Origin of the sequence: Bacillus sp. 7_6_55CFAA_CT2 (genome assembly GCF_000238655.1) — a bacterium.
GTDB classification, from domain to species: domain Bacteria; phylum Bacillota; class Bacilli; order Bacillales; family Bacillaceae_G; genus Bacillus_A; species Bacillus_A cereus.
The window spans coordinates 619,959-646,162 of record NZ_JH414710.1; the positions used below are offsets into that span (position 1 = coordinate 619,959).

The following is a 26,204-nucleotide window of genomic DNA, read 5'->3' on the forward strand; positions in this document are numbered from 1 at the left end:
TAAGGTATTATGATAAGGTGTGAAAAAATTACATATTATTTGTTATTAAGGAGGCACTACTTGTGGCTGATTGGTTAATTGGTTTAATCATGGGTGCTGTTGAAGGGTTAACAGAGTTTCTACCAGTATCATCAACAGGACATATGATTTTAACAGGACATTTAATTGGATTTGAAGACGAGAGAGCGAAAGTTTTTGAAGTTGTTATCCAATTGGGATCGATTTTAGCAGTTGTTGTTATATTTTGGAAGCGTCTATGGTCGTTAGTTGGAATAGGTAAAGTAACAGACGGACCATCGTTAAATTTATTACATATTATTATCGGGATGATTCCTGCCGGGGTACTTGGCGTATTATTCCATAGCACTATTAAAGAGGTTTTATTTGGTCCAGGACCAGTTGTTATTAGCTTAGTAGCCGGTGGTATTTTAATGATTGTTGCTGAGAAGTTTTCAAAACCAAGTACAGCAAGAACGTTAGATGAAATCACATATAAACAGGCATTTACAATTGGAATGTTCCAATGTTTAGCTCTTTGGCCAGGATTTTCTCGTTCTGGTTCTACAATAAGTGGTGGTTTATTAGCTCGCGTGTCGCATACAGCGGCAGCTGAATATACGTTCATTTTAGCGGTACCGATGATGGTAGCTGCAAGTGGCTTAGATTTAATTAAAAGCTGGGATGTATTAAGCTCAGCAGATATAACGCTATTTGTAACAGGATTTGTAACTGCATTCGTTGTTGCGATGCTTGCAATTGTTTCATTCTTGAAATTATTATCTCGTGTAAAACTAACACCGTTCGCTTATTATCGTTTCATTTTAGCTGCGGTATTCTATTTCTTCATTATGTAAAATAAAAATCTGCCGAGCTCGGCAGGTTTTTATTTTACTAATTTTTCTATCATGTTTTCCATTACATGTTCCCAAAGAGAAGTATCATCAGCTAATGTAGCACGGAAATTAGCATACATTTCTTTTTGTTTTTCTTCGAATGTTGGATCTTCTTTTTCAGGTAATGTAGCGCGCATTGAAGTTACTAATTCTTGTACTTTTGGAGCGCGTGGTCCAAAGACGGCTTGTTCATTTCCATCTTTATCAATGAAAATAAAGATTGGAATCGCACGTGCTGTTCCATTTGTTAAATATTGATCCATTAATTCTAAGTTTTCATCACGAATTAATAAACGCATATCAATATTTGCAACTTCAGAAATTCGTTTCATAACAGGTACGCATAAAAGAGCATCGCCACACCAATCAGCAGTTAATACGATAACACGCCAGCCATCATTTTGACGTTCTTCTAATACAGGAAGTAATTCATTTGGAATTAAAAAATTATTGTAAATGTGTAGTAGCTCGTATTGGTTTACTTGCATTTCATTCACATATGTATCAAAGGACATACCTTTATCAGCCCATTGTTGTAAGTTCATAATTAACACCTCTTTAGTACGATTTGCTTTCATTGTACCAATTTTTATATAGAAAAGCTTGTATTCTTACTCTTTCTTGTCACTTAATAATTTATTTAATAGAAAAAAGAATAGTACGACACATAATTCAGTTAAGTTGGACATTTGTACGCTTTCTATCCAATCATCAGCAATATGAATGACGAACCAATCTAGTGTAATTTCAATGAATGAGAAAAGAGTGAGAGAAATCCAATTTGGCATGTTTTGAGTCAATGGATATAGCAGTGCTTTGAAGAAACTGAAAATAAATAATGTAATACCATCTAAGAAAGTGATTAATAAAAAAAGAGAAGTAAAGCAGTACGTGAACTATACGCTATACCTGTAATTTGAAAGATTCCTACATATACAAAAAATATAAATGTAAAAACTATAATGAGAAAAAGAGCAATAATACTAATGATAATTGTTTTATCTTTTAGGCTGAGATTTGAGAACCTATCCTCCTCATGCATTAAAATACCCCTTTTTCTGGAAGTTGACTTCATTTTATCATGAAATACATATTAAAAAACTACGAATTATGGGAAAATAAGATGACAAAAAGTAAGATTTCATGTAAAATTATTAATAAGGTTTTTATTTAACTAAATGAAATAAAAGGAGCTGTCAATGTTGTCTCAAAATCGAGAGCAATTAATGGAAGAACTATCGACAAATGTGTTTGCTATGTTTCGCACGTTGCGTAATGATATCGGAAAAATATTCGGTGGTTACATACCGTGGAATGAATTCATCGTCCTAAGAATATTAAATCGTACGAATAAAGAAATGGTATCGCGTGTAGCAAATGAATTAAATGTGTCGAATAGTCATATTACAGCTGTTACAGAAAAATTAATTAATAAAGGTTTTGTAACTCGTTCACGTTCTACATCAGATCGCCGAGTTGTGTATTTAGAGATTACAGAACAAGGGAAAGATTTAGTTGCGAAAATGGAAGATGCGAAAAAACAATATTTACAAGAAAGATTCTCTGCACTTTCAGAAGATGAAATGAATGTAATGATTTCAATTTCCAAAAAACTTATTTAAGTGATTATAAACAAGAAAACGCTTACGTGATAAAATAGAAGGTCTTCCTTATATATGGGAGATCTTCTTTCGTGTGTAATAGATGTTAATAAATAAAATGTGTATGAAAAAAGATAGAGCGCCATACTACTAATACAAGGAAGGAGGGAGAAATATGACGAATCGTAACGGTAGTAAAGGGAGCGGTAATCAAGGATCACCAAAGTCCGGCCAGTTTAATCAGGAATTTAGCACTGAATTTGAAACTGGTAATGATAATAAAGGGAAAGAATATCGTTCTAAAAAAGGGAGTAAATCAAAAAAGGAGTGAATTAATTCACTCCTTTTTTGATTTACGATGCTGCCGATTGATCCGTATTATATTTTTCTTCTGATTTTGCGACAATCATTGCGCAAATTGCATCCCCAGAAATGTTTACAGCTGTTCTAGACATATCTAGAATACGGTCAATACCGATAATTAAAGCGATACCTTCTACTGGCAGATTTACTTGATTTAAAACCATTGTAAGCATTACAAGTCCAACACCAGGTACACCAGCAGTACCGATACTAGCTAGTACAGCAGTTAATACGACCATAGCTAATTGCGGTAATGTAAGTTCAACTCCGTATACTTGAGCGATAAATACAGTGGCTACTCCTTGCATAATGGCAGTACCATCCATATTAATAGTTGCCCCTAGTGGTTGTACAAATGAGCTTATCGCTTTTGGAACGCCAAGCTTATCTTGTGCTGTTTTCATTGCAAATGGAAGCGATGCATTAGAGCTAGATGTACTAAATCCAATTGCCATTACTGGTCCGAAATGTTTAAAGAAACGAACAATATTTTCTTTTGCTAATACCTTTAATAAGCCACCATATACAAAGACCCCGTGAATAATGAGTACTAACATAACGACAATCATATACTTGAACATCGCAGCGACGCCTGCAAGCCCCATTTTACCAACGGATGAAGCGAGCAAACCGAATGTTCCAATTGGGGCTAATTTCATAACGAGATTAACAAGATACATCATTAATTCGTTGCCCTGTTCAAGTAATGAATGGATACCTTGAACTCGTTTTCCTAAAATAGCTATACCGAGTCCAATCAATACGGCAAAGGCAATGATTTGTAACATGTTTCCGTCAGCCATCGCTTTTGCTGGGTTATCTGGTACGATATTTAGCAATGTGTCAACGAAAGATGTTTCAGTTTTTGCACCTTCATACTTAAGACCTTCTGTTTTAAAATTACCGCCAGCTCCTGGTTTTATAATAAGTGCAAATGTAACCGCTATAGAGATGGCAACCGCAGTTGTTACGAGAAAGAATGAAATTGATTTTAAACCGATTCTTCCAAGTTGTTTCGGATCTCCAAGGCCGGCAGCACCAAGTACGATAGAAATGAACACAACAGGAACAACTAGCATTTTAATAAGTCGAATAAATAATTGACCAATTGGGTTGAACACATATTGATTTAGTGGCTCAAAGATAGATGGAGCAGCTAAATTTAGAGTGAGTCCAACAACTAGACCTAGAAATAATGCGATTAAGATTGCTTTTGTTTGTTTCAATAAAATCCCCCCTTTTGTTTTTGTGAAATTTCTTTCTAAAGTAATTATACCGAAAAAATCCCTAATTTAACAATATTTTCTGAATTTTTTGGTTTTTAAGTGTAGATAGACTGATTTTGTGTTTGGAAAATAAAATAGACCATCACATAGGATGGTCTAGGGAAGGGGACAATTTATGTCAATTTAATTAGGGATGGAAGTTGCTTTAAGACACTGGGGAATGTCTTATAAATTAGGGAGGAACAACTTCAATACATATACTATAAAAGGTAGGTGTGACTCTCATGTGAACATAGGGTGAAAGAGAGAGGGAGTTTTAAATAAAAGATAGAAAGACAAAAAAATAAGACCATCACATAAGATGGTCAAGGAAGGGGACAATTTATGTCAATTTAATTAGGGATGGAAGCTGTTCAAAGACACTGGGGAATGTCTTATAAATTAGGGAGGAACAACTTCGATACATATACTATAAAAGGTAGATGTGACCTCTGTGTGAACATAGAGTGAAAGAGAGAGGGAGTTTTAAATAAAAGATAGAAAGACAAAAAAATAAGACCATCATTTATAAGATGGTCAAGGAAGGGGACAATTTATGTCAATTTAATTAGGGATGGAAGCTACTTTAAGACACTGGGGAATGTCTTATAAATTAGGGAGGAACAACTTCGATACATATACTATAAAAGATAGATGTGACCTCTGTGTGAATATAGAGTGAAAGAGAGAGGGAGTTTTAAATAAAATGAAAATTTAATGAGTGTTTTTTGTTCATCCCTGTTGATTATTAGCCTTAACCAATCGGGCGTTTATTGCCCACAAATAGCGGAATAAAAGATAAGCAAACAAAAAATAAGACCATCATTTATAAGATGGTCAATGGAAGGGGACAATTTATGTCAATTTAATTAGGGATGGAAGCTGTTCAAAGACACTGGGGAATGTCTTATAAATTAGGGAGGAACAACTTCGATACATATACTATAAAAGGTGGATGTGACCTCTATGTGAACATAGAGTGAAAGATATGGGGATTTGAAAGATAGTACATATGAAATTGTTATTGCTAGCAATATAGAATTAGGATATAGAGTTTTCCAGCATAAAACGAAAAGGAATCTGAATATAAATAAAAGTTGTAATCTATAGAAAAAAAAGATTATGCTCAACTATATTATGAGAATATAAGGTTTGTCCCAATTATTTAAGGGCTTTTAAAAAGCTTTTTATTTATGAGGGGAAGCTTCACTTTAATAAGGGAGTTAGTGATATGGACGTAACAAAAAAACAAGGGCTGTATAATCGTCTTATACGATTAAACCCACCACAAATATTAGCATTAGGCTTTTTCTGCTTAATTGTGGTTGGTGGTTTGTTATTAAAATTACCATTCGCAACGAAAGCACATATTAGTTGGGTAGATGCTTTCTTTACAGCAACGTCAGCAGCGACCGTAACTGGTTTGGGAGTAGTGGATACAGCAAGTACATTTACGATGTTTGGCGAAATTGTTATTATGTTTTTAATTCAAACAGGTGGTCTAGGTCTTATGACAATTGCCATTTTAATTGTTTGGGTACTAGGTAAAAAAATCGGATTACGCCATCGTTTATTAATTGGAGAAGCATTTAATCAAACAAATATAGGTGGTCTTGTAAAATTAGTAAAGCGTGTCTTTATATTTTCGATTTGTATTGAACTTATTGGGGTCATCTTTTTATCGTTTCGCTTTATTCCAGAGTTTGGTTTTGGAAAAGGTTTATACTATAGTATTTTCCATGTAATTGCATCTTATAATAATGCAGGATTTGCTTTATGGCCAGATAATTTAACAAGATATGTAGGGGATCCCATTATTAATATTGGGATTTGCTCTTTAATTGTAATTGGTGGACTCGGTTTTACCGTATTAATTGATATATGGTATAGTCGCAGTTTTCGAAAATTATCACTTCACTCAAAAATAATGATTATTGGAACAGTAGTACTAAATGTTATAGCAATGATTGTGATTTTTGTATTGGAATATAATAATGTGAAGACGTTAGGGAATTTATCTTTAAATGAAAAACTATGGGCTTCCTTCTTTCAAGGTATTACTCCGCGGACAGCTGGATTTAATACGGTTGACTATGGAGGTATGGAAGAATCATCTATATTATTTACGATGATTTTAATGTTTATTGGTGCAGGAAGTGTATCGACAGGTGGAGGAATTAAATTAACGACGTTTGTTATCTTAATTACATCTGTCCTTTCTTTCTTTAGAAAAAAGGAGGAAATTGTTTTATTTCAGCGTACAATTAAAATGTCGACAGTAACGAGGGCCTTAGCGATTGCTGTTGCCAGTCAAATACTTATTTTAGCAGCGGTATTCATATTAATGCTTACAGAAAACTTCAGCTTTATTCAATTATTATTTGAGACAATATCAGCGTTTGGCACAGTCGGATTAACGATGGGAATTACTGCAAAGCTATCGGCATTCGGAAAATGTATTATTATGTTTGTTATGTTCTGCGGATTAATTGGACCATTAACACTTGTGTTCTCTTTAGCGCGACCAGCAAAACAAAAAATAAAATATCCATCGGAAGATGTGTTTACAGGATAAGGTATCCCGCGTTAAGCGAGATACCTTTTTCTTTTTTAGAACAGGGAGAACAATAGACCAATAAGTGCTACTCGGAATAAAATTGCGATAAGTGCAGCAATTCCACCGACAACTGCAGCGATACCGCCAGTTACAGTAGCTCCGCGATTATAAGCGTAAATACCGAGTAAAACAGAAACAAGACCAAATAGTGTTGGAAATGTAAATAGCGATAAGATAGATAGCGCAAGAGCGATAAAACCAGCAGTTGATCCAGCAGCGGACGATTTTACAACATCTTTATCGTCTTTATCATCGTAATCATAATCAATGCGTTGTGGTGCAACCTCAGCGGCGTACTCTTCTTTATAGTCACTATAATCACTATCTATTCTATCTCTTCTTTTATAATCATCAAATTTCTCAGTCAAAGTCATGACTCCTTTCATAACAAGGTTCAATAGTAGTATGTATCTCTTTTTCTTTTTTATCCCGCTATTTGTGGGAGTCGAGCTACGTACACATCCCACTGATTAAAGTTTCACTATACCGGAGCATGTACAGGGAGTAGTATCTTTTAAAAGAAGGAAAATGTTTTTTTGAAATAGGAAAAGTTAGTATGACTTCCTCTATTTTGGAAAATATAAAAAGGAATAATGAGGAAAGGGTGCAATACATAATGGAACATCCAATTGAAAATTTAATGAAAACGGCAATGACAAATTTAAAAGAGATGGTAGATGTAAATACAATTGTTGGGAGCCCGGTTTCAACAGCTGACGGAAATGTAGTATTAACAGTATCTCAAGTGGCTTTTGGTTTTGGAGCTGGTGGAAGTGATTTTAAAGGGGATTTCATCACTGAAAAACATAACGGTGGGCAAAATCAGCATAAAGAGAACAAACAAGGGCATCCATTTGGAGGAGGAAGCGGGGCTGGGGTTTCCATTAGTCCAGTAGCTTTTTTAGTAGTTGGTTCTAATGGGGTGCAAGTATTACATCTCAACAGCAGTACACATTTAATTGAAAAGGCTTTAAATACTGTACCAAGCACTGTAGATAAATTTGTGAATGGTCGTCAAAAGTGAACTTGCATTTTTTAGGAATTATGATATATTAGAAAAAGTGCGCTTTAGGATGATCGGAATAATTGAAATGTAAATATATATGATGTGTGGAATAAGGGAGAGGAATTTATGATTAATATCAAAAACTTAGTAGTTGGCTTATTTATGTTAGTTAGCGGCTTTGTTGTATATGTAATAAAAGAAAAAGCTCCATTCTAAAACAGACAAACCGTTAATGTCTGTTTTTAATTTACGGAAAAAAGTTGACAAGTTATTGTATTGGTGTTATAATTTTAATTCGTGTCTCGGTTACAGCTAGTGTAAAGTAAATATCTCTTATGAATGCAATACGAAAAGTTTGCGAAAGATCGGGTAATTTTATCAACAACTTTTGTGAACAAACCCTATAAATTGTATTTGTAAGCTATATATGTATACTAGTGAATCAAGGAGCGGTCAGTGGAACCGTAATGATGAGAGAGAGGTAGGGCTTTCATCCAGTATATGTTACTTTCCCGTTAGGTGAATATAAAAAAGAGGACTCCTTTTAAAAGGGGTCCTCTTTCATTTTTTAAGTGCGACTTTCAACTTGTTGACAAATTTCATCCGTTGTTAAACCGTGAGCTGTAATGACTGATCCTTTAATTGATGTATCTGCAATGCCCATCACATTAGAATCTTGCCCAGTTACAACGCAACAATCACACCCTTGTGCATCCTGTTCTGAGTTAAGTGTAACAACTTCATGACCTTGTTGTTGAAGAGCTTGTTGAACGTCTGTTAATGAGTTTTCAACGCCAATTCTAGCCATAATTATCACCTCCTACCATCTAGTTGCTAGTATGCTCAAGTTCACTGCATATATTTATGAAAAGACGGTAGGAAGTAAATCTTTGTTTAGTCGTTATATACGCCAGTAAGCATTTGACTAACGAATTGATCGTTTAATGTATCTTGTGCTGAAGAAGTATTTGAATGGATGTCGATTGAAGCAATAAAATGATTATGTTCTTTCGTATTTGGTTCTACCTCTACGTAATTATCGAATTTACAAAAACCTTTCGTATCCATTAGATCAAATAATTGCAGCATTTCTACTACCTCTTGTCTCGTTCCTTTAATTTGTACACACGCCATATTTATTTCCTCCTTTATTTTGACAAATTGTTTTTTAAAAATAGGATTATGATTACGAAATGAAAAATATGAATGTTATTTTTAGACAGCGCTATTTTTGTTATTTTCCCCCTTTTTCAGCAAAAGTCGTTATATATCCCCGGATTTATAAAATCGGACGTCCGTTTATTGAATACAATAGATTCGTATTAACTGATGAAAATCCTTCTTTTAAACAAATATTTTTTTAGTGGAAATTGGCGAAAAAAAATTTTTGACTTTTTGTAAACGTTAACAATGTTGTTAAATCAGTATAAGCAAAGAAGTACGTATGATTAAAAATTATAAATTTTCTAAAAATTCACTTGATTTATTTAGAAAGGAGAGTAAACTAGGAAACAATAAAAAATTCATAGAACATAGGAGGCGCTTCTAGTGAATGAGCAATGGATTTTCTTAAATGGAGAATTTGTTCCAAAAGATGAGGCAAAAGTTTCAGTATATGATCATGGCTATTTATATGGCGATGGAGTGTTTGAAGGAATTAGAGTTTATAGCGGTAATGTTTTCCGTTTGAGAGAGCATCTTGTCCGGCTGTATGAATCAGCAAAATCAATCCTTTTAGAAATTCCATATTCATTAGATGAAGTAACAAATATTGTTGTTGAGACGATTCGACAAAATAAATTATCTAATGGATACATTCGCCTTGTTGTATCAAGAGGAGCAGGAAATCTTGGATTGGATCCCGATTCATGTAAGAAGCCGAATGTAGTAGTAATTGCAGAACAATTATCTTTATTCCCACAAGAATATTATGAGAAAGGGATTCCAGTTGTAACAGTTGCAACGCGCCGAAATCGTCCCGATGTTTTATCCCCTCAAGTAAAATCTTTAAATTACTTAAACAATATTTTAGTTCGTATTGAAGCGAAATTAGCTGGAGTACAAGAAGCACTTATGTTAAATGATCAAGGATATGTAGCTGAAGGATCAGGAGATAACGTGTTTATTGTTAAAGGAAATAAATTAATTACACCACCAAGTTCTGCTGGAGCGTTAGAAGGTATTACACGAAACGCCATTTTAGAAATCGGCGAAAAACTTGGGTATGACGTAAGAGAAGAGTTATTTACAAGACATGATGTATATGTAGCTGATGAAGTGTTTTTAACAGGAACAGCTGCTGAAGTGATTGCTGTTACGACAGTAGATGGTAGAACGATTGGCTTAGGGCAAACAGGTCCACATACGAACCGTTTATTAGAAGAGTTTCGTAAGTTAGTTGTAGAAGATGGAGAGAAAATTTACGAAGAAAATAAAGTTGGATAACAACTTTTTTAACATAAGAAAGCGTTGATAGGGAGGAGTAGTTGATTGTGAAGCCTCACAGAGAGTCGGTGGTTGCTGAAAACCGATGGTTCACGTCGACGAACATCGCCCTTGAGTGCTAAGCTAAAGCATTTGTCTAGGCTTAGACGGTAGCTCCGTTATTAGCTAGATCCATTTATGGATCACTGAGGCAAGAGTATTCTTGCGAAGAAGGGTGGTACCGCGAAATCTTTCGTCCCTTCAGCACATAGCTGGAGTGTGGACGTAGGATTTTTTTATTGTATAAAAGTTTGAAAAAGGGGGCTTATAAGAACAATGTCTTCAAAAACGGAAGAGAAACTGGCAACTGGTGCACAGCTATTGTTAGAAGCGCTAGAAAAGGAAGGCGTAGAAGTGATTTTCGGTTATCCGGGTGGTGCCGTTTTACCTCTCTATGATGCATTGTATGATTGTGAAATTCCGCATATTTTAACAAGGCATGAGCAAGGGGCAATTCACGCTGCTGAAGGGTATGCCAGAATTACAGGGCATCCAGGGGTTGTAATTGCAACGAGTGGGCCAGGTGCTACAAATGTAATTACGGGTCTAGCTGATGCGATGATTGATTCATTGCCACTTGTAGTATTTACAGGCCAAGTAGCAACAACGTTAATTGGGAGCGATGCTTTTCAAGAGGCAGATATTATGGGACTTACGATGCCAGTGACAAAACATAACTATCAAGTGCGAAAGGCCTCAGATTTACCTCGAATTATTAAAGAAGCATTTCATATTGCTAAAACTGGAAGACCAGGACCAGTCGTTATTGACCTTCCGAAAGATATGGTAGTCGAGAAAGGTGAGCAATGTAGCAATGTACAAATGGATTTACCGGGATATAACCCTAATTATGAACCGAATCTACTTCAAATAAACAAATTACTCAAAGTAATTGAAACCGCAAAAAAACCGTTAATTTTAGCTGGAGCGGGTATATTGCATGCGAAAGCTTCGAAAGAATTGACAAATTTTGCTCGTAAATATGAAATCCCTGTTGTGCATACATTACTTGGTCTTGGTGGTTTTCCACCAGATGATGAACTATTTCTAGGGATGGGAGGAATGCATGGTTCTTATACAGCCAATATGGCGTTATATGAATGTGACTTACTCATTAATATAGGCGCGAGATTTGATGATCGGCTTACAGGGAATTTAGCTTATTTTGCTAAAGGGGCTACTGTTGCGCATATCGATATCGATCCAGCAGAAATCGGGAAAAATGTGCCAACTGAAATTCCTATTGTTGCAAGTGCTAAGCGGGCATTGGAAGTATTACTTGAACCAGAAGGGGGAAAAGAAAATCATCATGAATGGATCACTTTATTAAAGGGGAGAAAAGAACAATATCCATTCTCTTATAAAAGAAATTCTGAAAGTATTAAGCCCCAATACGCAATTGATATGTTATATGAAATTACGAAGGGAGAAGCGATTGTAACAACAGACGTTGGGCAACACCAAATGTGGGCAGCCCAATATTATCCGCTGAAAAATCCAGATAAATGGGTAACTTCTGGTGGATTAGGGACGATGGGGTTTGGATTTCCAGCAGCAATCGGTGCGCAAATTGCAAAGCCTGAAGAATTGGTTATTGCAATTGTTGGTGATGCTGGGTTTCAAATGACTCTACAAGAATTAAGTGTATTAAAAGAACACGCTTTACCCGTTAAAGTATTTATTTTAAATAATGAAGCTTTAGGAATGGTAAGACAATGGCAAGATGAATTTTACAATCAAAGATATTCACATTCTTTATTACCATGCCAACCAGATTTCGTCGCTCTTGCGAATGCATATGGCATAAAAGGTGTTCGTATTGACGATCCACTTCTTGCAAAGAAGCAAATCCAGCATGCTATTGAATTACAAGAGCCAGTCGTAATTGATTGTCGTGTACTTCAATCAGAGAAGGTTATGCCGATGGTTGCGCCAGGAAAAGGTGTTCACCAAATGGAGGGAGTGGAAAAAGGGTGAAGAGAATTGTTACAGCGACAGTTCGAAATCAAAGTGGTGTTTTAAACCGAATTACAGGGGTTATGACACGAAGACATTTTAATATTGAAAGTATTTCAGTAGGTCATACAGAATCATCAGATATATCGCGAATGACGATTGTTGTACACGTTGAAAGTGAACAGCAAGTGGAGCAGTTAATTAAACAACTGCATAAGCAAATTGACGTACTGAAAGTATCAGATATTACAGAAGAAGCGATGATTGCTAGAGAGCTTGCTCTTATTAAAGTAGCAACTTCTGTAGCGAGGGCAGAATTATATAGTTTAATTGAACCGTTTCGAGCCGCTGTAATAGATGTTGGGAAGGATTCCATAGTTGTGCAAGTAACAGGTACGCAAGACAAAGTAGAAGCGTTAATTGAATTACTTCGTCCATACGGTTTGAAAGAAATTGCTAGAACAGGTGTAACAGCATTTACACGTAGTATGAAAAAACAAGATAAGCAAGTTATGTTAATTCAATAATCATTTAAATATAGGGGGAAATGAAAATGGCAAAAGTTTATTATGAGAAAGATGTAACAGTAAATGTATTAAAGGAAAAGAAAGTAGCAATCATCGGATATGGCTCGCAAGGTCATGCACATGCGCAAAATTTACGTGATAACGGATTTGATGTAGTAGTAGGTTTAAGAAAAGGTAAGTCTTGGAATAAAGCGAATGAAGATGGATTTTCTGTATATACAGTAGCAGAAGCAGCGGAAAAAGCTGATGTAGTAATGATTCTACTGCCTGATGAATTACAACCAGAAGTATATGAAGCTGAAATTGCACCAAATTTACAGGCTGGAAACTCCCTCGTGTTCGCACATGGATTTAATGTTCACTTTGATCAAGTAAAACCACCAGCTAATGTAGATGTATTTCTAGTAGCGCCAAAAGGACCGGGGCATCTCGTACGCCGTACGTTCGCCGAGGGCGGGGCTGTTCCTGCATTATTTGCAGTATATCAAGATGCAACAGGAGTTGCGACTGAAAAAGCACTTTCTTATGCTGACGGAATTGGAGCAACGAGAGCTGGTGTACTAGAAACGACGTTTAAAGAAGAAACAGAAACAGATTTATTTGGAGAGCAAGCTGTACTCTGCGGCGGAGTGACTGCACTTGTAAAAGCTGGGTTTGAAACGTTAGTTGATGCAGGATATCAGCCTGAACTTGCATATTTTGAATGTTTACATGAACTGAAGCTAATCGTTGACCTTATGTACGAAGGTGGACTTGAAAATATGAGATATTCAGTTTCAGATACAGCGCAGTGGGGAGACTTCGTATCAGGACCACGCGTTGTTACTGAAGATACGAAGAAAGCGATGGGGGCAGTATTAGCAGAAATTCAAGATGGTACATTTGCAAGAGGCTGGATTGCAGAGCATCAAGCAGGAAGACCAAATTTCCATGCGACAAATGAGAAAGAGAATAAACATGAAATCGAAGTAGTTGGACGTAAATTACGTGAAATGATGCCTTTCGTACAGCCGCGAGTAAAGGTAGGGGTTAAATAATATGAAGCAGGTTTTGTTCATGGATACAACGCTTCGTGATGGCGAACAATCACCAGGAGTAAATTTAAATGAACAAGAGAAATTACAAATTGCTAGGCAATTAGAGAGGCTTGGTATTCATGTAATGGAAGCTGGATTCGCGGCAGCTTCCGAAGGTGACTTTCAATCGGTAAAACGCATTGCGAATACGATTCAAAATGCTACAGTTATGAGTTTAGCTAGAGCGAAAGAAAGTGATATTCGAAGAGCATATGAAGCGGTGAAAGAAGCTGTATCTCCCCGTCTACACGTATTTTTAGCTACGAGTGATATTCATATGAAATATAAACTTTGTATGTCTAAAGAAGATGTGTTAAATAGTATTCATCGCTCGGTTACGCTTGGAAAATCATTATTTCCGACAGTACAATTTTCTGCAGAAGATGCGACAAGAACATCGAGAGCATTTTTAGCTGAAGCAGTAGAAACTGCGATTCGCGCAGGAGCGAATGTAATTAATATTCCGGATACAGTTGGATATACGAATCCGGAAGAATATTATTCTCTTTTTAAATACTTACAAGAATCCGTTCCATCATATGAAAAAGCGATTTTTTCTTGTCATTGTCACGACGATCTTGGTATGGCAGTAGCAAATTCGTTAGCTGCGGTTGAAGGAGGAGCATTGCAAGTAGAAGGAACGATTAATGGCATTGGAGAAAGAGCAGGGAATGCAGCGTTAGAAGAAGTTGCGGTAGCTCTTCATATTAGAAAAGATTTTTATAAAGCAGAGCCTTCAATGACTTTAAAAGAAATTAAGGCGACGAGTATATTAGTAAGCAGGTTAACGGGTATGGTTGTACCGAAAAATAAAGCAATCGTTGGAGCGAATGCATTTGCTCATGAATCGGGCATTCACCAAGACGGGGTTTTAAAAGAAGTAACAACTTATGAAATTATCGAACCAGCGCTTATAGGAGAATCTCAAAATCTCTTTGTACTTGGGAAACATTCTGGCCGTCATGCGTTTACGGAAAAAATGAAAGAGCTTGGTTATGAATTTACAAATGAAGAGCGAGATGCGGCATTCGAAGCATTTAAAAAATTGGCTGATCGTAAAAAGGAAATTACTGAAGAAGATTTACGCGCACTTATGCTTGGTGAAGCAGCATTTGCAGCTCAGCAATATAACATTACGCAATTACAAGTGCATTTCGTATCAAATAGTACACAATGCGCAACAGTTGTGCTGAAGGATGAGGAAGGAAATGTATATGAAGATGCAGCCACTGGTTCTGGTAGTATTGAAGCGATATACAATGCGATTCAAAGAATTTTAGGATTAGAATGTGAATTGGCAGATTATCGCATACAATCTATTACACAAGGTCAAGATGCACTTGCTCACGTTCATGTTGAATTAAAAGAAGGTAGTCACCAAATATCTGGTTTCGGAGTTGCGCAAGACGTATTGGAAGCGTCGGCGAGAGCTTATGTCCATGCAGCAGGGAAATTAAAATCTCTTATAGCGCTTGTGAAATAAATATTTGATAGGTGAGAGAAGCTTTCCTCACCTATCAAATTAAAGTTCTGAAAATTCAGTTAAAAGGAGTGTTAAAAATGGAAAAACGTATCGTTTGTTTAGCTGGTGATGGTGTTGGTCCAGAAGTAATGGAAAGTGCGAAGGAAGTATTGCATATGGTAGAAAGGCTATATGGACATCATTTTCATTTGCAAGATGAGTACTTTGGTGGTGTTGCTATCGATTTAACTGGGCAACCATTACCACAGCGAACACTTGCCGCCTGTTTAGCGAGTGATGCGGTTTTACTTGGAGCAGTAGGTGGATCAAGGTGGGATAGTGAGAAAGAAAGGCCTGAGAAAGGATTATTAGCATTAAGAAAAGGACTCGGTGTATTTGCGAATGTTCGCCCTGTAACGGTAGAAAGTGCAACTGCACATTTATCACCATTAAAAAACGCTGATGAAATTGATTTCGTTGTCGTTCGTGAATTAACAGGCGGAATTTATTTTTCTTATCCGAAAGAGCGAACGGAAGAAGTGGCGACAGATACACTTACGTATCATCGCCATGAAATTGAACGTATCGTTTCGTATGCTTTTCAATTAGCGAATAAGCGGAAGAAAAAAGTAACATCTATTGATAAAGCGAATGTTTTAGAGTCTAGTAAATTATGGAGAACTGTGACAGAAGAAGTAGCACTTCGCTACCCAAATGTGGAAGTAGAACACATTTTAGTAGATGCAGCAGCTATGGAATTAATTCGGAATCCAGGAAGATTTGACGTTATTGTAACGGAAAATTTATTTGGTGATATTTTAAGTGATGAGGCTTCAGTATTAGCTGGATCATTAGGAATGCTTCCATCAGCAAGTCACGCTGAAAAGGGGCCTTCATTATACGAGCCTATTCACGGATCAGCACCGGATATTGCGGGGAAAAATAAGGCGAATCCAATTGCGATGATGCGTTCTGTTGCAATGATGCTTGGGCAATCGTTTGGATTAACGAGAGAAGCCTATGCAATTGAAGAAGCAGTTTCTGCAGTCCTTAAATCAGGAAAATGTACAGCAGATATCGGGGGGACTGAAACGACAACTTCATTTACAAAGGCAGTTATTCAAGAAATGGAAGAGCAAGCGTTAGTAGGGAGAGGAAGATAATGGGGAAAAGGTTACTAGATAAGCTTTGGGAAAGACATGTAGTTGCGACTAATGAAAATGGATTGGATTTATTATATATCGATCTACATCTTGTTCATGAAGTAACGTCACCGCAAGCCTTTGAAGGCTTGCGGCTTACAAATCGAACAGTCCGCAGACCAGATTTAACATTTGCAACGATGGATCATAATATTCCAACGAAAGATGTTTGGAATATTACCGACCGCATTGCGAAGCAGCAACTAGATACACTTCGGGAAAACTGTAAACAATTTCAGGTGCCATTAGCGGATATCGGAGATGAAGAGCAAGGGATCGTTCATGTAATAGGACCAGAACTTGGACTCACACAGCCAGGAAAAACGATTGTTTGTGGTGATAGTCATACAGCAACACACGGTGCTTTTGGCGCACTAGCGTTTGGTATTGGTACGAGTGAAGTGGAACATGTATTGGCGACGCAAACGTTATGGCAACGAAAGCCGAAAGCGATGGGCATTGAGTTAAAAGGAAAGTTACCGCAAGGTGTTTATGCGAAAGATATTATTTTACACCTTCTTTCAAAGTACGGAGTAGCAGTTGGAACAGGTTACGTAATGGAATTTTACGGAGAGGCCATTCATGCTATGGATATGGAAGAGAGGATGACGCTTTGCAATATGGCAATTGAAGGGGGAGCAAAGGCTGGCATTATTGCACCAGATGAAAAAACGGTTGCTTACGTAAAAGGGCGTAAATATGCACCGAAAGACTATGAATCTATTAAGAAAAAATGGTCAGAACTTTATACAGATTTAGATGCAGTTTATGATTTACATATTCTAGTAGATGTTACGGATTTAGCACCGTACGTTACGTGGGGAACAAATCCTAGTATGGGTGTTCGGATCGATGAGAAATTGCCAGAAAAGCATGATGCAAATGAAGAAAGAGCGTTTTCTTATATGGGATTGAGTCCCGGACAAAGTACGTATGACATTCCAGTTCAACATGTTTTCATTGGATCTTGTACAAATTCCAGGCTTTCTGACTTAGAAATTGCTGCATCTGTCGTGAAAGGTAAAAAAGTAAAAGAAGGTGTGCGAGCACTTGTTGTACCTGGATCTCAAAGGGTAAGAGAAGCAGCGATGCATAAAGGATTACATCGCATATTTGAAGAAGCTGGATTTGAATGGAGAGAGCCCGGATGCTCAATGTGTCTAGGTATGAATCCAGATCAAGTGCCTGAAGGGGAACATTGTGCCTCTACGTCAAATCGCAATTTTGAAGGAAGACAAGGAAAGGGAGCACGAACGCATTTAGTTAGCCCGGCAATGGCGGCAGCGGCTGCGTTATATGGTCATTTTGTTGATATTAGAAAGGAGAGTTATGATGGAGCCATTTCGTATTCATAAAGGTACTGCCGCAGTACTGATGAATGATAACATTGATACAGATCAAATTATTCCGAAGCAATATTTAAAGAGAATTGAAAGAACTGGGTTTGGGAAGTTTTTATTTGATGAGTGGCGATATGATAATAATCGCCAAGAAAACCCTAATTTCCCGCTTAATGCACAAGAAAGAAAAGGAGCCAGTATATTAATCACAGGCGATAATTTTGGATGTGGCTCGTCAAGAGAACATGCTCCATGGGCACTTGCTGATTATGGTTTCCGCGTTATTATCGCTGGAGGATTTGCCGATATCTTTTATATGAATTGTATGAAAAATGGCATGTTACCGATTGTAATGGATAAAGATATGCGTGAACAACTTGCTAAAACAGATGCGAGAGAACAAATCACAGTTGATTTAGAAAATGAAATAATGACAACGAATACGCATAGATTCCATTTTACAATCGAGAAAATGTGGAAAGAGAAGTTATTAAATGGTTTAGATGAAATTAGTATTACAATGCAATATGAACAAGAAATAAAAGAGTATGAAAGAAAAGTGGCTTTACATTAAAAAAATGACGGAATATTAAAAATGTATTTACATTCAAAATTAACTGTTATATACTATGTGAAAATCAGAGGAGAAAGGGAGTAAGTATTATGAATATCGTGCAATCTATTACAATGCTTACACAACTACATCATCATACATGAAACCCTTGAACCTAGCGTGAAAACGTGTAGGTACAAGGGTTATTCCCGTTGTACCTACACTCTACTGAAGAGCCTTGTAGGTATTTTGTCTACAAGGCTCTTTTTATTTTCGGCTTAGGGGAATGAAATAGGCATACATTAGAAGGGGAAAGGTGTGAAAATTTAGATGACAAAATGGAAACGGGCAAATCCAAATGGAACGAGAGATTATTTATTCGAAGAATGTACGTTAATTGAAGAAGTAGAACAAAAATTAAGGCTTACTTTTTTAGAGAGAGGTTATGAAGAAATAAGAACACCTACAATTGAATTTTATGACGTTTTTGCATTTCAAAATAGACCGATAGATGAAGAGAAGATGTATAAATTTTTTGATGAAAAGGGAAGGATTATCGTTTTACGTCCAGATATGACAATTCCTTTAGCGAGAGTTATTGGAACACAGAGATGGGATACGCCACTTAAAGTGACGTATAGCGGGAATGTATTTCGAGCGAATGAATCCCATTCTGGAAAATATAATGAAATCGTACAAAGTGGTATTGAAGTTATCGGGATTGATAATGTAAGAGCTGAAATTGAATGTGTAATAAGTGTCATTCAAGCACTTCAAAAGTTGAAGGTGCAATCTTTTACAATTGAGATTGGGCAAGTACAGTTATATAAATGTATTGTAAAAAAACTCTCCATCCATGATGAAGAAGAAAGGGTACTTAGAACGTATATAGAAAGTAAAAATTATGCAGCCCTCTCAAATTTTATCGGAGAAAAGAAATTAGATCGATGCGATGAGACAGTAAGATTACTTGAGAAATTACCAAGGCTATTTGGAAATTTAGAAGTTATTGAGGAGGCAGAAAAGCTTGCTTCAAGTAATGAAATGAAAATGGCAATTGCAAGAATAAAAGAAATGTATGAAACAATTGAAACGTTAGGATATGGTTCTTACATATCAATTGATTTGGGCATGATTCAACACTTAGATTACTATACGGGTGTTATTTTCAAAGGATATATATATGAAATTGGAGAAGAAATCGTTAGTGGCGGAAGATACGATGAGCTAATTGGCAATTTTGGAGAAATGCTGCCAGCTGTTGGACTCGCGGTACAAGTAAATCAAATTGTGAAGGCGCTGCAAGAGCAACAAGAACCATATGAACGAAATCAAATTGAGATTGTGATTCATTATGAGTTAAATAGAATAGCGGAAGCAGAAAGGCTACGAAATTTAATTCGAAAGGATGGAAAAAATGCTTGGTTATCTCTATTCTCTAATTTAAGCGATACCTTTCAATTCGCAAGAAAAAATAAAATAAGAACGGTCGTTGAGGCAAAGAATGAATACTTAGTGGAATATGTATGGAATGAGAAATGGGTAGTCCAGAAAGAAGGAGAGGCTTCATGCGTAACATTCAAATTGCGTTAACGAAAGGAAGGTTAGAAAAACATGTCATTCCACTTTTTGAGCAGATTGGAATTGATTGTTCCGAGCTCAAAAATAAAGGTCGGAAGCTTGTATTTCAAAGTAAAAATACAAATATTTCATTTATTTTAGTAAAAGCGATTGATGTTGCTACTTATGTAGAACATGGGGTAGCTGATATTGGCATCGTTGGAAAAGATATTTTAATGGAAAACGAGAAAGATATTTATGAAATGCTGGATTTAGGAGTGGGGATTTGTAAGTTTTGTGTGGCATCTATTCCTACGTATAATCCGAAGAGTTACCGGAAGAAAAGAATTGCTACGAAATACCCGCATATTACTTCTACTTATTTTCATGATAAGGGAGAGGATGTAGAAATTATTAAAATAGAAGGTTCTGTAGAAATCGCTCCTCTTCTTGGATTGGCGGATGCAATTGTAGATATTGTTGAAACAGGAAAAACATTACAAGAGAATGGACTCATTGTATTTGAGGAAATGCACTCTATATCGGCTCGGATGATTGTGAATAAGGCAGCTTTAAAAACTAAAAAAGACGAAATATTCAGTATTGTAAATATGATGGAGCAAGAAATCTTATCAGGGAAATAGGAGGATTTAAAGTGGAAATCATTTATGAAGATTTTAAGGAGGCATTATCTAAAATAAAAGTGCTAAGAGAAAACGCTAATATAATAGAAGAAACTGTTCAAAGAAGTGTAAGAGAAATCATTAGAAATGTAAGGGAAGGAAAAGATGAGGCTTTATCTTTCTATACAAAAAAGTTTGATGGTGTAGAGATGAAAGATTTTCGTGTAAGTGAAGAAGAAATACAGCAAGCGAGTATGTTTGTAGAGAATTCATTTTTAGAAGCTTTAAAAGAGGCGAAGAAAAACATTGTTTCGTATCACGAAAAGCAAAAGAAGCACTCAATATTCGATTGTGAAAGTAAAGGGATAATTAGAGGGCAACTCATTCGGTCGTTAGAAAATGTAGGTGTATATGTACCGGGTGGGACAGCCTCATATCCTTCTTCAGTATTAATGAATGTATTGCCGGCGAAACTCGCAGGTGTGAAAAAGATTGTAATGGTAACACCGCCGAGGAAAGGAGGAATTGATCCTCATATATTAGCTGCTGCAAATCTTGCGGGAGTAGATGAAATTTATACGATAGGTGGAGCACAAGCAATTGCTGCGTTAGCATACGGGACGGAATCGATTCCGAAAGTGGATAAAATAGTTGGACCGGGAAATTTGTACGTCGCTCTAGCGAAACGAGAAGTATACGGAATAGTAAATATTGATATGATTGCTGGTCCATCAGAAATTGTAGTTGTCGCGGATGAAACAGGTAATGCAAAATATATCGCAGCGGATTTATTATCGCAAGCAGAGCATGATGAGAGAGCAACGGCGATTTGTATTACAACGAATATGGAACTAGCTAAAGAAGTAGAAAAAGAGGTAGAAAGACAGTTAGAAACGTTACCAAGAAGTGAAATTGCACGTGAATCAATAAATAGAAATGGAGCCATCTTTATCGTTGCTTCTTTAGAGGAGGCACTAAAGTTATCAAATAAAATTGCTCCAGAACATTTAGAGTTACATATAAAAGAACCGATGAATGCTCTAGATTATGTGAAACATGCAGGCTCTATTTTCCTTGGGCCATATGCACCTGAACCGCTCGGGGATTATTTGGCGGGACCGAATCATGTATTACCAACGAGCGGAACGGCAAGATTTTTTTCTCCGTTATCAGTCGATGATTTCGTGAAAAAATTAAGTTTTATTTCTTATACAGAGGAAGCATTAAAAAATGTACAGCATCATATTGTAGAGCTTGCAAATAAAGAAGGGTTACATGCACATGCGAGAGCAATCCAAATAAGGTTTGAGGAGGAAAAATAATGCGTCAGTCCAGTCAAGCACGTGAGACGACAGAAACAAAAATTAAATTAAGTTTGCAGCTTGATGAAAGTACGAGTGTATCTATTCAAACGGGGGTTGGTTTTTTCGATCATATGCTGACTTTATTTGCTAGACATGGAAGATTTGGATTGCAAGTTGAGGCAGAAGGTGATGTATTTGTCGATGCACATCACACCGTTGAAGATGTTGGAATCGTACTCGGAAATTGTTTGAAAGAAGCATTGCAAAATAAAGAAGGAATTAATCGTTACGGTTCTGCGTATGTACCGATGGATGAATCTTTAGGATTTGTCGCAATTGATATAAGTGGACGCTCATATTGTGTATTTCAAGGGGAATTAACAAATCCGAAGCTCGGGGATTTTGATACAGAATTGACGGAGGAATTTTTTAGAGCAGTTGCACATGCTGCCAATATTACATTACATGCGCGCGTTCTATACGGAAGTAATACACATCACAAAATTGAAGCATTATTTAAAGCTTTTGGTAGAGCGCTTAGAGAAGCGGTCGAAAAAAATGCCAACATTACTGGTGTAAATTCAACGAAAGGGATGTTGTAATTGATTGCCATTATAGATTATGGAATGGGGAATATTCGCAGTGTAGAGCAAGCATTAAAATATATTGGCGCAGAGTACATTGTAACGAGTGATAAAGAAGAGATATTGAGAAGCGATGGCGTGATTCTACCGGGAGTAGGTGCATTTCCGAAAGCGATGGAAGTATTAAAAGAAAGAGATTTAGTGTGTGTACTAAAAGAAGTTTGTGACATAGGAAAACCACTCCTCGGTATATGTTTGGGCATGCAACTTTTATTTGAACGAAGTGAGGAACTAAAAGATTGTAGCGGGTTAGGTTTACTACCAGGTGAAATTCGGAAGTTAAAAGTTTCGTATAAAATTCCTCATATGGGATGGAATGAATTAAGGAAGGAAAGAGAATTTCCGCTTTGGAATGGATTAGTGGATGGTTCTTTCGTGTATTATGTTCACTCATATTACGCGGATTGTCCAGATGAAATTGTATGCGGAGTAAGTGATTATGGAATGCAAATACCAGGGTTTGTCGCGAAAGGAAATGTATTTGGTGCACAGTTTCATCCAGAAAAAAGTGGCGAAATTGGCATGCAAATATTAAAAAATTTTCAAGGAGTGGTAGAAGCATGGAAATCTTCCCAGCTATCGATTTAAAAGAAGGGCGATGCGTTAGACTTTATCAAGGAGAGTTTAGTAAAGAAACGGTGATGAATGAAGATCCGGTAGCGCAGGCGATCATATTTGAAAAGCTTGGAGCGGAAATACTACACATTGTTGATTTAGACGGTGCAATTGCTGGCGAGTCGTTAAATTTGCCCGTCATTGAAAAAATCTGCAAGGCGGTACGTATTCCTGTGCAAGTGGGAGGAGGAATTCGTTCACTTGTAACGGTGGAGAAGTTATTGTCAGCAGGTGTAGAAAAAGTGATTTTAGGAACAGCAGCTCTTTATAATAAGTCATTTTTAGAGGAAGCAGTTCGTCTATATAAAGAGAAAATCATTGTTGGAATTGATGCGAAAAATGGTTTCGTAGCAACGAGAGGTTGGCTTGATCTGTCTGAAATTTCTTACGTTAGTTTAGCGAAACAAATGGAAAGTTTAGGTGTTCAAACGATTGTGTTTACAGACATTTCGAAAGACGGGACGCTTGCAGGTCCAAATTTTGAACAATTAGCGATACTTCAAAAAAGTGTGGGCATTCGTCTCATCGCCTCTGGAGGAGTGGCATCTATTCAAGATGTGAAAAAGTTAAATGATATGAATATATATGGTGTCATAATTGGAAAGGCGCTTTACGAGAAAACGATTGATTTAGAAGAAGTGTTACAGGTAACGAAGTTATGTTAGCGAAACGAATCATTCCATGTCTAGATGTGAAAGAAGGGCGAGTCGTAAAGGGTGTAAATTTTATAGGATTACAAGATGTCGGTGATCCGGTTGAAATAGCTGAAGCATATAACGAGGCAGGGGCAGATGAAATCGTATTTTTAGATATTACAGCGACTCATGAAGGAAGAAAAACGATTATAGATGTTGTAGAAAAAACAGCAGCTAAAGTATTTATTCCTCTTACGGTTGGCGGGGGGATTTCAAGTGTGAAAGATATGTACAATTTACTAAGAGCTGGAGCAGACAAAGTTTCAATAAACTCAGCGGCAGTGCGAAACCCGAAGCTTATAGAAGAAGGGACAGAACACTTTGGATCACAATGTATTGTCGTGGCAATTGATGCTAGAAAAGTAGCAGAAGGTAAATGGAACGTATACGTCAACGGCGGAAGAGTTGACACAGGAATGGATGCCATAGAATGGGCGAAGCGTGTTGTTAAACTTGGGGCAGGTGAAATTTTGTTAACGAGTATGGATGCAGATGGAACGAAAAGCGGATATGACCTTCGTTTAACAGAAGAAATTTCAAAAAGTGTTTCCATTCCAGTCATCGCATCAGGGGGCTGTGGTCATACGGATCACATTATAGAAGTTTTTCAAAAGACAACAGTTGATGCAGCGTTAGCGGCATCCATCTTTCATTATGGTGAGGCGACAGTGCAGAGTGTAAAGCGAAAATTAAGAGATGCAAATGTTGAGGTGCGGTTATGAAACCTAATTTTTCAAAAGGATTAATACCAGCAATTGTCATCGAAGAAGGTACGAAAGAAGTTTTAATGCTAGCTTATATGAATGAAGAAGCATATGAAAAAACGTTAGAGACGAAAAGAACATGGTTTTATTCTCGTTCTAGGCAGTCGTTATGGAATAAGGGGGAAACATCAGAGAATCTTCAATATGTGCAATCTTTATATTTAGATTGTGATCAAGATTCAATTGTTGTGAATGTGAAACAAGTAGGACCTGCTTGTCATACGGGAGAGAAGACATGTTTTCACTATCAAATTATATAGGGGGATACATATGGAAAATGCCTTTAAGTTGCTGTATAAAACAATTGAAGAACGAAAGGAAAGCCCACTTCCTGAATCGTATACAAATTATTTATTTTCAAAAGGAGAAGATAAAATTTTAAAGAAAATTGGTGAAGAGTGTGCTGAAGTAATTATCGCATGTAAAAATAATGATAAAGAAGAAGTAGTGAAAGAAATGGTTGATGTATTTTATCACTGTTTCGTTTTATTAGCTGAAAAAAATATTACATTGGAAGATGTCATGCGGGAGGTGAAAGAACGAAATGGAAAGCTTTCGAGAGTTGGGGATAGAAGGGAAATAGATACATTATAAGGGGGAATGTATATGAAAGTAGATTATCATCTTCACTTAGAAGAAGGACCGTATTCAATAGGATGGCTTGCTAAAATAAATGAAGCGCTGGAACGTTATGAACCGCTTCAAGAAAGGCATTCTATTGATTGGCTTATGAAAACACAAGAGCGTTTGCAAAAGCGTGTGAAGGAAGGGCCATTTACAACAGAATGGATGGACCTCTATTTAGAAGAAGCTGTGCGAAAAGGTATAACAGAAGTTGGGATTGTTGATCATTTATATCGTTTTCATGAAGCGAAAGGATATTATGAAAAATATGTAGATATTAGTGATTCTAAGCTCGGTCGTATACAGAAGGAATGGTTAGATCAAGTAAGGGTAGTTTCACTGTATGATTTTACAAAGGTCATTGAAGAGGCGAAAGAACGATGGAGTAAAAGAGGTGTCACACTTAAACTTGGAATTGAAGCGGATTATTTTATTGGTTGTGAAGGAGAGTTAAAAGAATTATTAGCGCTAGGAGACTTTGATTATATAATTGGTTCTGTTCATTTTCTAAATGGCTGGGGATTTGATAATCCAGATACGAAAGAATATTTTGAGAAGCATGACCTACGCGCATTATATGATATGTTTTTTAAAACAGTTGAGAGTGCGATTCGTACCGAGTTATTTGATATTATCGCTCATCTTGATAATATAAAGGTATTTAATTATCGATTGGATGAGAATGAACAGCTTTCTTATTATGAGGAAATTGCCTGTGCGTTAGTAGAAACGAATACGGCAACAGAAATAAATGCAGGATTATACTATCGTTATCCTGTTCGTGAAATGTGCCCAAGTCCACTATATTTACAAGTATTAGCTAAGTATGGTGTTCCAATTACGATTTCTTCGGATGCCCATTATCCAAATGATTTAGGGAATTATGTACAAGAAAATGTACAAACATTACTAGCTCACGGTGTTACTCAGGTTGCAACATTTACGAAGCGAGCAAGAGTAATGAGGTCGCTTGAAGAAGAAGTAACAAATTCAAAATGAAACGCAATTTTTTGATGAAAACCGTCCTTTT

29 protein-coding genes, 1 pseudogene and 1 other annotated feature are annotated in these 26,204 nt (G+C 36.6%); of the genes and pseudogenes, 24 read left to right on the forward strand and 6 right to left on the reverse strand.

Going from position 1 to position 26,204, the window contains the following annotated elements; genetic code table 11:
• The first annotated feature begins 62 nt into the window (after positions 1–62).
• Positions 63–854, forward strand: coding sequence for a bacitracin resistance undecaprenyl-diphosphatase (gene uppP, locus HMPREF1014_RS18855; RefSeq protein ID WP_000796263.1), 792 nt, complete (start codon positions 63–65; stop codon positions 852–854).
• Positions 855–883: 29 nt separating this feature from the next.
• On the opposite strand, the gene HMPREF1014_RS18860 is transcribed toward uppP, so the two are convergent.
• Together HMPREF1014_RS18860 and HMPREF1014_RS18865 are read right to left on the reverse strand one after the other, a co-directional pair.
• Positions 884–1,471 carry a thioredoxin family protein gene (locus tag HMPREF1014_RS18860; protein WP_114556288.1) on the reverse strand — a complete coding sequence of 196 codons (588 nt, stop codon included), beginning with the start codon at positions 1,469–1,471 and terminating at the stop codon, positions 884–886.
• Between the two features lie 33 nt (positions 1,472–1,504).
• A pseudogene (locus tag HMPREF1014_RS18865) lies at positions 1,505–1,935 on the reverse strand (regulatory YrvL family protein).
• Positions 1,936–2,095: 160 nt separating this feature from the next.
• Here HMPREF1014_RS18865 and HMPREF1014_RS18870 point away from each other — a divergent pair.
• Positions 2,096–2,515 (forward strand): MarR family winged helix-turn-helix transcriptional regulator, encoded by a 420-nt coding sequence (locus tag HMPREF1014_RS18870; RefSeq protein ID WP_000081432.1) that lies wholly within the window; start codon positions 2,096–2,098, stop codon positions 2,513–2,515.
• A gap of 154 nt (positions 2,516–2,669) precedes the next feature.
• A complete protein-coding gene (locus HMPREF1014_RS18875; RefSeq protein WP_000184928.1) occupies positions 2,670–2,825 on the forward strand; it encodes a hypothetical protein in 156 nt (51 codons plus the stop codon).
• A 22-nt stretch (positions 2,826–2,847) separates the two neighbouring features.
• Here HMPREF1014_RS18875 and HMPREF1014_RS18880 read toward each other — a convergent pair whose 3' ends face one another.
• Complete coding sequence (locus HMPREF1014_RS18880; protein ID WP_000814808.1) at positions 2,848–4,083, reverse strand: dicarboxylate/amino acid:cation symporter; 1,236 nt, start codon at positions 4,081–4,083, stop codon at positions 2,848–2,850.
• Positions 4,084–5,353: 1,270 nt separating this feature from the next.
• Between HMPREF1014_RS18880 and HMPREF1014_RS18885 the strand changes: the two genes are divergently transcribed.
• Entirely contained in the window at positions 5,354–6,697 is a 1,344-nt protein-coding gene (locus HMPREF1014_RS18885; protein WP_000383521.1) for a TrkH family potassium uptake protein, read from the forward strand.
• A gap of 35 nt (positions 6,698–6,732) precedes the next feature.
• On the opposite strand, the gene HMPREF1014_RS18890 is transcribed toward HMPREF1014_RS18885, so the two are convergent.
• The gene (locus HMPREF1014_RS18890; RefSeq protein ID WP_000136546.1) at positions 6,733–7,107 is read right to left on the reverse strand and encodes a hypothetical protein; all 375 of its coding nucleotides are present in this window, start codon (positions 7,105–7,107) and stop codon (positions 6,733–6,735) included.
• Between the two features lie 188 nt (positions 7,108–7,295).
• On the opposite strand from HMPREF1014_RS18890, the gene ytfJ reads away from it, so the two are divergent.
• Positions 7,296–7,763 carry a GerW family sporulation protein gene (ytfJ, locus tag HMPREF1014_RS18895; protein ID WP_000204234.1) on the forward strand — a complete coding sequence of 156 codons (468 nt, stop codon included), beginning with the start codon at positions 7,296–7,298 and terminating at the stop codon, positions 7,761–7,763.
• Positions 7,764–7,871: 108 nt separating this feature from the next.
• Positions 7,872–7,961 (forward strand): hypothetical protein, encoded by a 90-nt coding sequence (locus HMPREF1014_RS18900; RefSeq protein ID WP_000608227.1) that lies wholly within the window; start codon positions 7,872–7,874, stop codon positions 7,959–7,961.
• Between the two features lie 352 nt (positions 7,962–8,313).
• On the opposite strand, the gene HMPREF1014_RS18910 is transcribed toward HMPREF1014_RS18900, so the two are convergent.
• On the reverse strand, positions 8,314–8,553 hold the full coding sequence (locus tag HMPREF1014_RS18910) for a YkuS family protein (protein WP_000101022.1): 240 nt from the start codon (positions 8,551–8,553) through the stop codon (positions 8,314–8,316).
• Positions 8,554–8,639: 86 nt separating this feature from the next.
• Complete coding sequence (locus HMPREF1014_RS18915) at positions 8,640–8,879, reverse strand: DUF3911 family protein (RefSeq protein WP_000752512.1); 240 nt, start codon at positions 8,877–8,879, stop codon at positions 8,640–8,642.
• A 414-nt stretch (positions 8,880–9,293) separates the two neighbouring features.
• Between HMPREF1014_RS18915 and ilvE the strand changes: the two genes are divergently transcribed.
• The 18 genes from ilvE to HMPREF1014_RS19010 all read left to right on the forward strand — a co-directional run bounded on the left by ilvE (position 9,294) and on the right by HMPREF1014_RS19010 (position 26,173).
• Positions 9,294–10,190: a branched-chain-amino-acid transaminase gene (gene ilvE, locus HMPREF1014_RS18925; protein WP_001005486.1), complete on the forward strand. Its 897-nt coding sequence runs from the start codon at positions 9,294–9,296 to the stop codon at positions 10,188–10,190.
• A 15-nt stretch (positions 10,191–10,205) separates the two neighbouring features.
• Positions 10,206–10,433, forward strand: a binding site (T-box leader).
• Positions 10,434–10,505: 72 nt separating this feature from the next.
• Positions 10,506–12,206 carry an acetolactate synthase large subunit gene (gene ilvB, locus HMPREF1014_RS18930; protein WP_000095832.1) on the forward strand — a complete coding sequence of 567 codons (1,701 nt, stop codon included), beginning with the start codon at positions 10,506–10,508 and terminating at the stop codon, positions 12,204–12,206.
• Complete coding sequence (gene ilvN, locus HMPREF1014_RS18935) at positions 12,203–12,712, forward strand: acetolactate synthase small subunit (protein WP_000822952.1); 510 nt, start codon at positions 12,203–12,205, stop codon at positions 12,710–12,712. Before ilvB ends, ilvN begins: the two co-directional genes overlap by 4 nt.
• Positions 12,713–12,738: 26 nt before the next feature.
• Positions 12,739–13,749, forward strand: a complete 1,011-nt coding sequence (gene ilvC / locus HMPREF1014_RS18940; RefSeq protein WP_001151748.1) for a ketol-acid reductoisomerase — start codon at positions 12,739–12,741, stop codon at positions 13,747–13,749.
• A 1-nt stretch (position 13,750) separates the two neighbouring features.
• Positions 13,751–15,271, forward strand: a complete 1,521-nt coding sequence (leuA, locus tag HMPREF1014_RS18945) for a 2-isopropylmalate synthase (protein WP_000815747.1) — start codon at positions 13,751–13,753, stop codon at positions 15,269–15,271.
• 77 nt (positions 15,272–15,348) lie between these two features.
• Positions 15,349–16,413: a 3-isopropylmalate dehydrogenase gene (leuB, locus tag HMPREF1014_RS18950; protein WP_000415390.1), complete on the forward strand. Its 1,065-nt coding sequence runs from the start codon at positions 15,349–15,351 to the stop codon at positions 16,411–16,413.
• The gene (gene leuC / locus HMPREF1014_RS18955) at positions 16,413–17,807 is read left to right on the forward strand and encodes a 3-isopropylmalate dehydratase large subunit (RefSeq protein WP_000518103.1); all 1,395 of its coding nucleotides are present in this window, start codon (positions 16,413–16,415) and stop codon (positions 17,805–17,807) included. Before leuB ends, leuC begins: the two co-directional genes overlap by 1 nt.
• Positions 17,785–18,366 (forward strand): 3-isopropylmalate dehydratase small subunit, encoded by a 582-nt coding sequence (leuD, locus tag HMPREF1014_RS18960; RefSeq protein WP_000433189.1) that lies wholly within the window; start codon positions 17,785–17,787, stop codon positions 18,364–18,366. The genes leuC and leuD overlap by 23 nt, the downstream gene beginning before the upstream one ends.
• A 309-nt stretch (positions 18,367–18,675) precedes the next feature.
• Complete coding sequence (locus HMPREF1014_RS18965) at positions 18,676–19,938, forward strand: ATP phosphoribosyltransferase regulatory subunit (RefSeq protein ID WP_000170291.1); 1,263 nt, start codon at positions 18,676–18,678, stop codon at positions 19,936–19,938.
• Positions 19,914–20,549: an ATP phosphoribosyltransferase gene (gene hisG, locus HMPREF1014_RS18970; RefSeq protein ID WP_001244484.1), complete on the forward strand. Its 636-nt coding sequence runs from the start codon at positions 19,914–19,916 to the stop codon at positions 20,547–20,549. The genes HMPREF1014_RS18965 and hisG overlap by 25 nt, the downstream gene beginning before the upstream one ends.
• A gap of 11 nt (positions 20,550–20,560) precedes the next feature.
• The gene (hisD, locus tag HMPREF1014_RS18975; protein WP_000402918.1) at positions 20,561–21,850 is read left to right on the forward strand and encodes a histidinol dehydrogenase; all 1,290 of its coding nucleotides are present in this window, start codon (positions 20,561–20,563) and stop codon (positions 21,848–21,850) included.
• Complete coding sequence (hisB, locus tag HMPREF1014_RS18980) at positions 21,850–22,434, forward strand: imidazoleglycerol-phosphate dehydratase HisB (protein ID WP_001249951.1); 585 nt, start codon at positions 21,850–21,852, stop codon at positions 22,432–22,434. The genes hisD and hisB overlap by 1 nt, the downstream gene beginning before the upstream one ends.
• Complete coding sequence (gene hisH, locus HMPREF1014_RS18985; protein WP_000560356.1) at positions 22,435–23,064, forward strand: imidazole glycerol phosphate synthase subunit HisH; 630 nt, start codon at positions 22,435–22,437, stop codon at positions 23,062–23,064.
• Positions 23,037–23,756: a 1-(5-phosphoribosyl)-5-[(5-phosphoribosylamino)methylideneamino]imidazole-4-carboxamide isomerase gene (hisA, locus tag HMPREF1014_RS18990; RefSeq protein WP_000402300.1), complete on the forward strand. Its 720-nt coding sequence runs from the start codon at positions 23,037–23,039 to the stop codon at positions 23,754–23,756. Before hisH ends, hisA begins: the two co-directional genes overlap by 28 nt.
• Positions 23,750–24,508 (forward strand): imidazoleglycerol phosphate synthase cyclase subunit, encoded by a 759-nt coding sequence (gene hisF, locus HMPREF1014_RS18995; protein ID WP_000880110.1) that lies wholly within the window; start codon positions 23,750–23,752, stop codon positions 24,506–24,508. Before hisA ends, hisF begins: the two co-directional genes overlap by 7 nt.
• A complete protein-coding gene (gene hisI / locus HMPREF1014_RS19000; RefSeq protein ID WP_000803960.1) occupies positions 24,505–24,810 on the forward strand; it encodes a phosphoribosyl-AMP cyclohydrolase in 306 nt (101 codons plus the stop codon). Before hisF ends, hisI begins: the two co-directional genes overlap by 4 nt.
• A gap of 10 nt (positions 24,811–24,820) precedes the next feature.
• Positions 24,821–25,144 (forward strand): phosphoribosyl-ATP diphosphatase, encoded by a 324-nt coding sequence (hisE, locus tag HMPREF1014_RS19005; protein WP_000426357.1) that lies wholly within the window; start codon positions 24,821–24,823, stop codon positions 25,142–25,144.
• A 12-nt stretch (positions 25,145–25,156) separates the two neighbouring features.
• Positions 25,157–26,173 (forward strand): histidinol phosphate phosphatase domain-containing protein, encoded by a 1,017-nt coding sequence (locus HMPREF1014_RS19010; RefSeq protein ID WP_000861846.1) that lies wholly within the window; start codon positions 25,157–25,159, stop codon positions 26,171–26,173.
• Positions 26,174–26,204: the final 31 nt, after the last annotated feature.

Bases quoted from the DNA above. Each gene is read 5' to 3' on its own strand.
- HMPREF1014_RS19010 (WP_000861846.1), top strand. From the start codon at position 25,157: ATGAAAGTAGATTATCATCTTCACTTAGAAGAAGGACCGTATTCAATA.
- ilvB (WP_000095832.1), top strand. From the start codon at position 10,506: ATGTCTTCAAAAACGGAAGAGAAACTGGCAACTGGTGCACAGCTATTG.
- hisG (WP_001244484.1), top strand. From the start codon at position 19,914: ATGCGTAACATTCAAATTGCGTTAACGAAAGGAAGGTTAGAAAAACAT.
- HMPREF1014_RS18875 (WP_000184928.1), top strand. From the start codon at position 2,670: ATGACGAATCGTAACGGTAGTAAAGGGAGCGGTAATCAAGGATCACCA.
- HMPREF1014_RS18860 (WP_114556288.1), bottom strand. From the start codon at position 1,471: ATGAAAGCAAATCGTACTAAAGAGGTGTTAATTATGAACTTACAACAA.
- HMPREF1014_RS18900 (WP_000608227.1), top strand. From the start codon at position 7,872: ATGATTAATATCAAAAACTTAGTAGTTGGCTTATTTATGTTAGTTAGC.
- leuD (WP_000433189.1), top strand. From the start codon at position 17,785: ATGGAGCCATTTCGTATTCATAAAGGTACTGCCGCAGTACTGATGAAT.
- ytfJ (WP_000204234.1), top strand. From the start codon at position 7,296: ATGACTTCCTCTATTTTGGAAAATATAAAAAGGAATAATGAGGAAAGG.
- leuC (WP_000518103.1), top strand. From the start codon at position 16,413: ATGGGGAAAAGGTTACTAGATAAGCTTTGGGAAAGACATGTAGTTGCG.
- leuA (WP_000815747.1), top strand. From the start codon at position 13,751: ATGAAGCAGGTTTTGTTCATGGATACAACGCTTCGTGATGGCGAACAA.
- ilvC (WP_001151748.1), top strand. From the start codon at position 12,739: ATGGCAAAAGTTTATTATGAGAAAGATGTAACAGTAAATGTATTAAAG.
- hisI (WP_000803960.1), top strand. From the start codon at position 24,505: ATGAAACCTAATTTTTCAAAAGGATTAATACCAGCAATTGTCATCGAA.
- HMPREF1014_RS18965 (WP_000170291.1), top strand. From the start codon at position 18,676: ATGACAAAATGGAAACGGGCAAATCCAAATGGAACGAGAGATTATTTA.
- hisB (WP_001249951.1), top strand. From the start codon at position 21,850: ATGCGTCAGTCCAGTCAAGCACGTGAGACGACAGAAACAAAAATTAAA.
- hisF (WP_000880110.1), top strand. From the start codon at position 23,750: ATGTTAGCGAAACGAATCATTCCATGTCTAGATGTGAAAGAAGGGCGA.
- HMPREF1014_RS18885 (WP_000383521.1), top strand. From the start codon at position 5,354: ATGGACGTAACAAAAAAACAAGGGCTGTATAATCGTCTTATACGATTA.
- hisE (WP_000426357.1), top strand. From the start codon at position 24,821: ATGGAAAATGCCTTTAAGTTGCTGTATAAAACAATTGAAGAACGAAAG.
- HMPREF1014_RS18910 (WP_000101022.1), bottom strand. From the start codon at position 8,553: ATGGCTAGAATTGGCGTTGAAAACTCATTAACAGACGTTCAACAAGCT.
- leuB (WP_000415390.1), top strand. From the start codon at position 15,349: ATGGAAAAACGTATCGTTTGTTTAGCTGGTGATGGTGTTGGTCCAGAA.
- hisA (WP_000402300.1), top strand. From the start codon at position 23,037: ATGGAAATCTTCCCAGCTATCGATTTAAAAGAAGGGCGATGCGTTAGA.
- HMPREF1014_RS18915 (WP_000752512.1), bottom strand. From the start codon at position 8,879: ATGGCGTGTGTACAAATTAAAGGAACGAGACAAGAGGTAGTAGAAATG.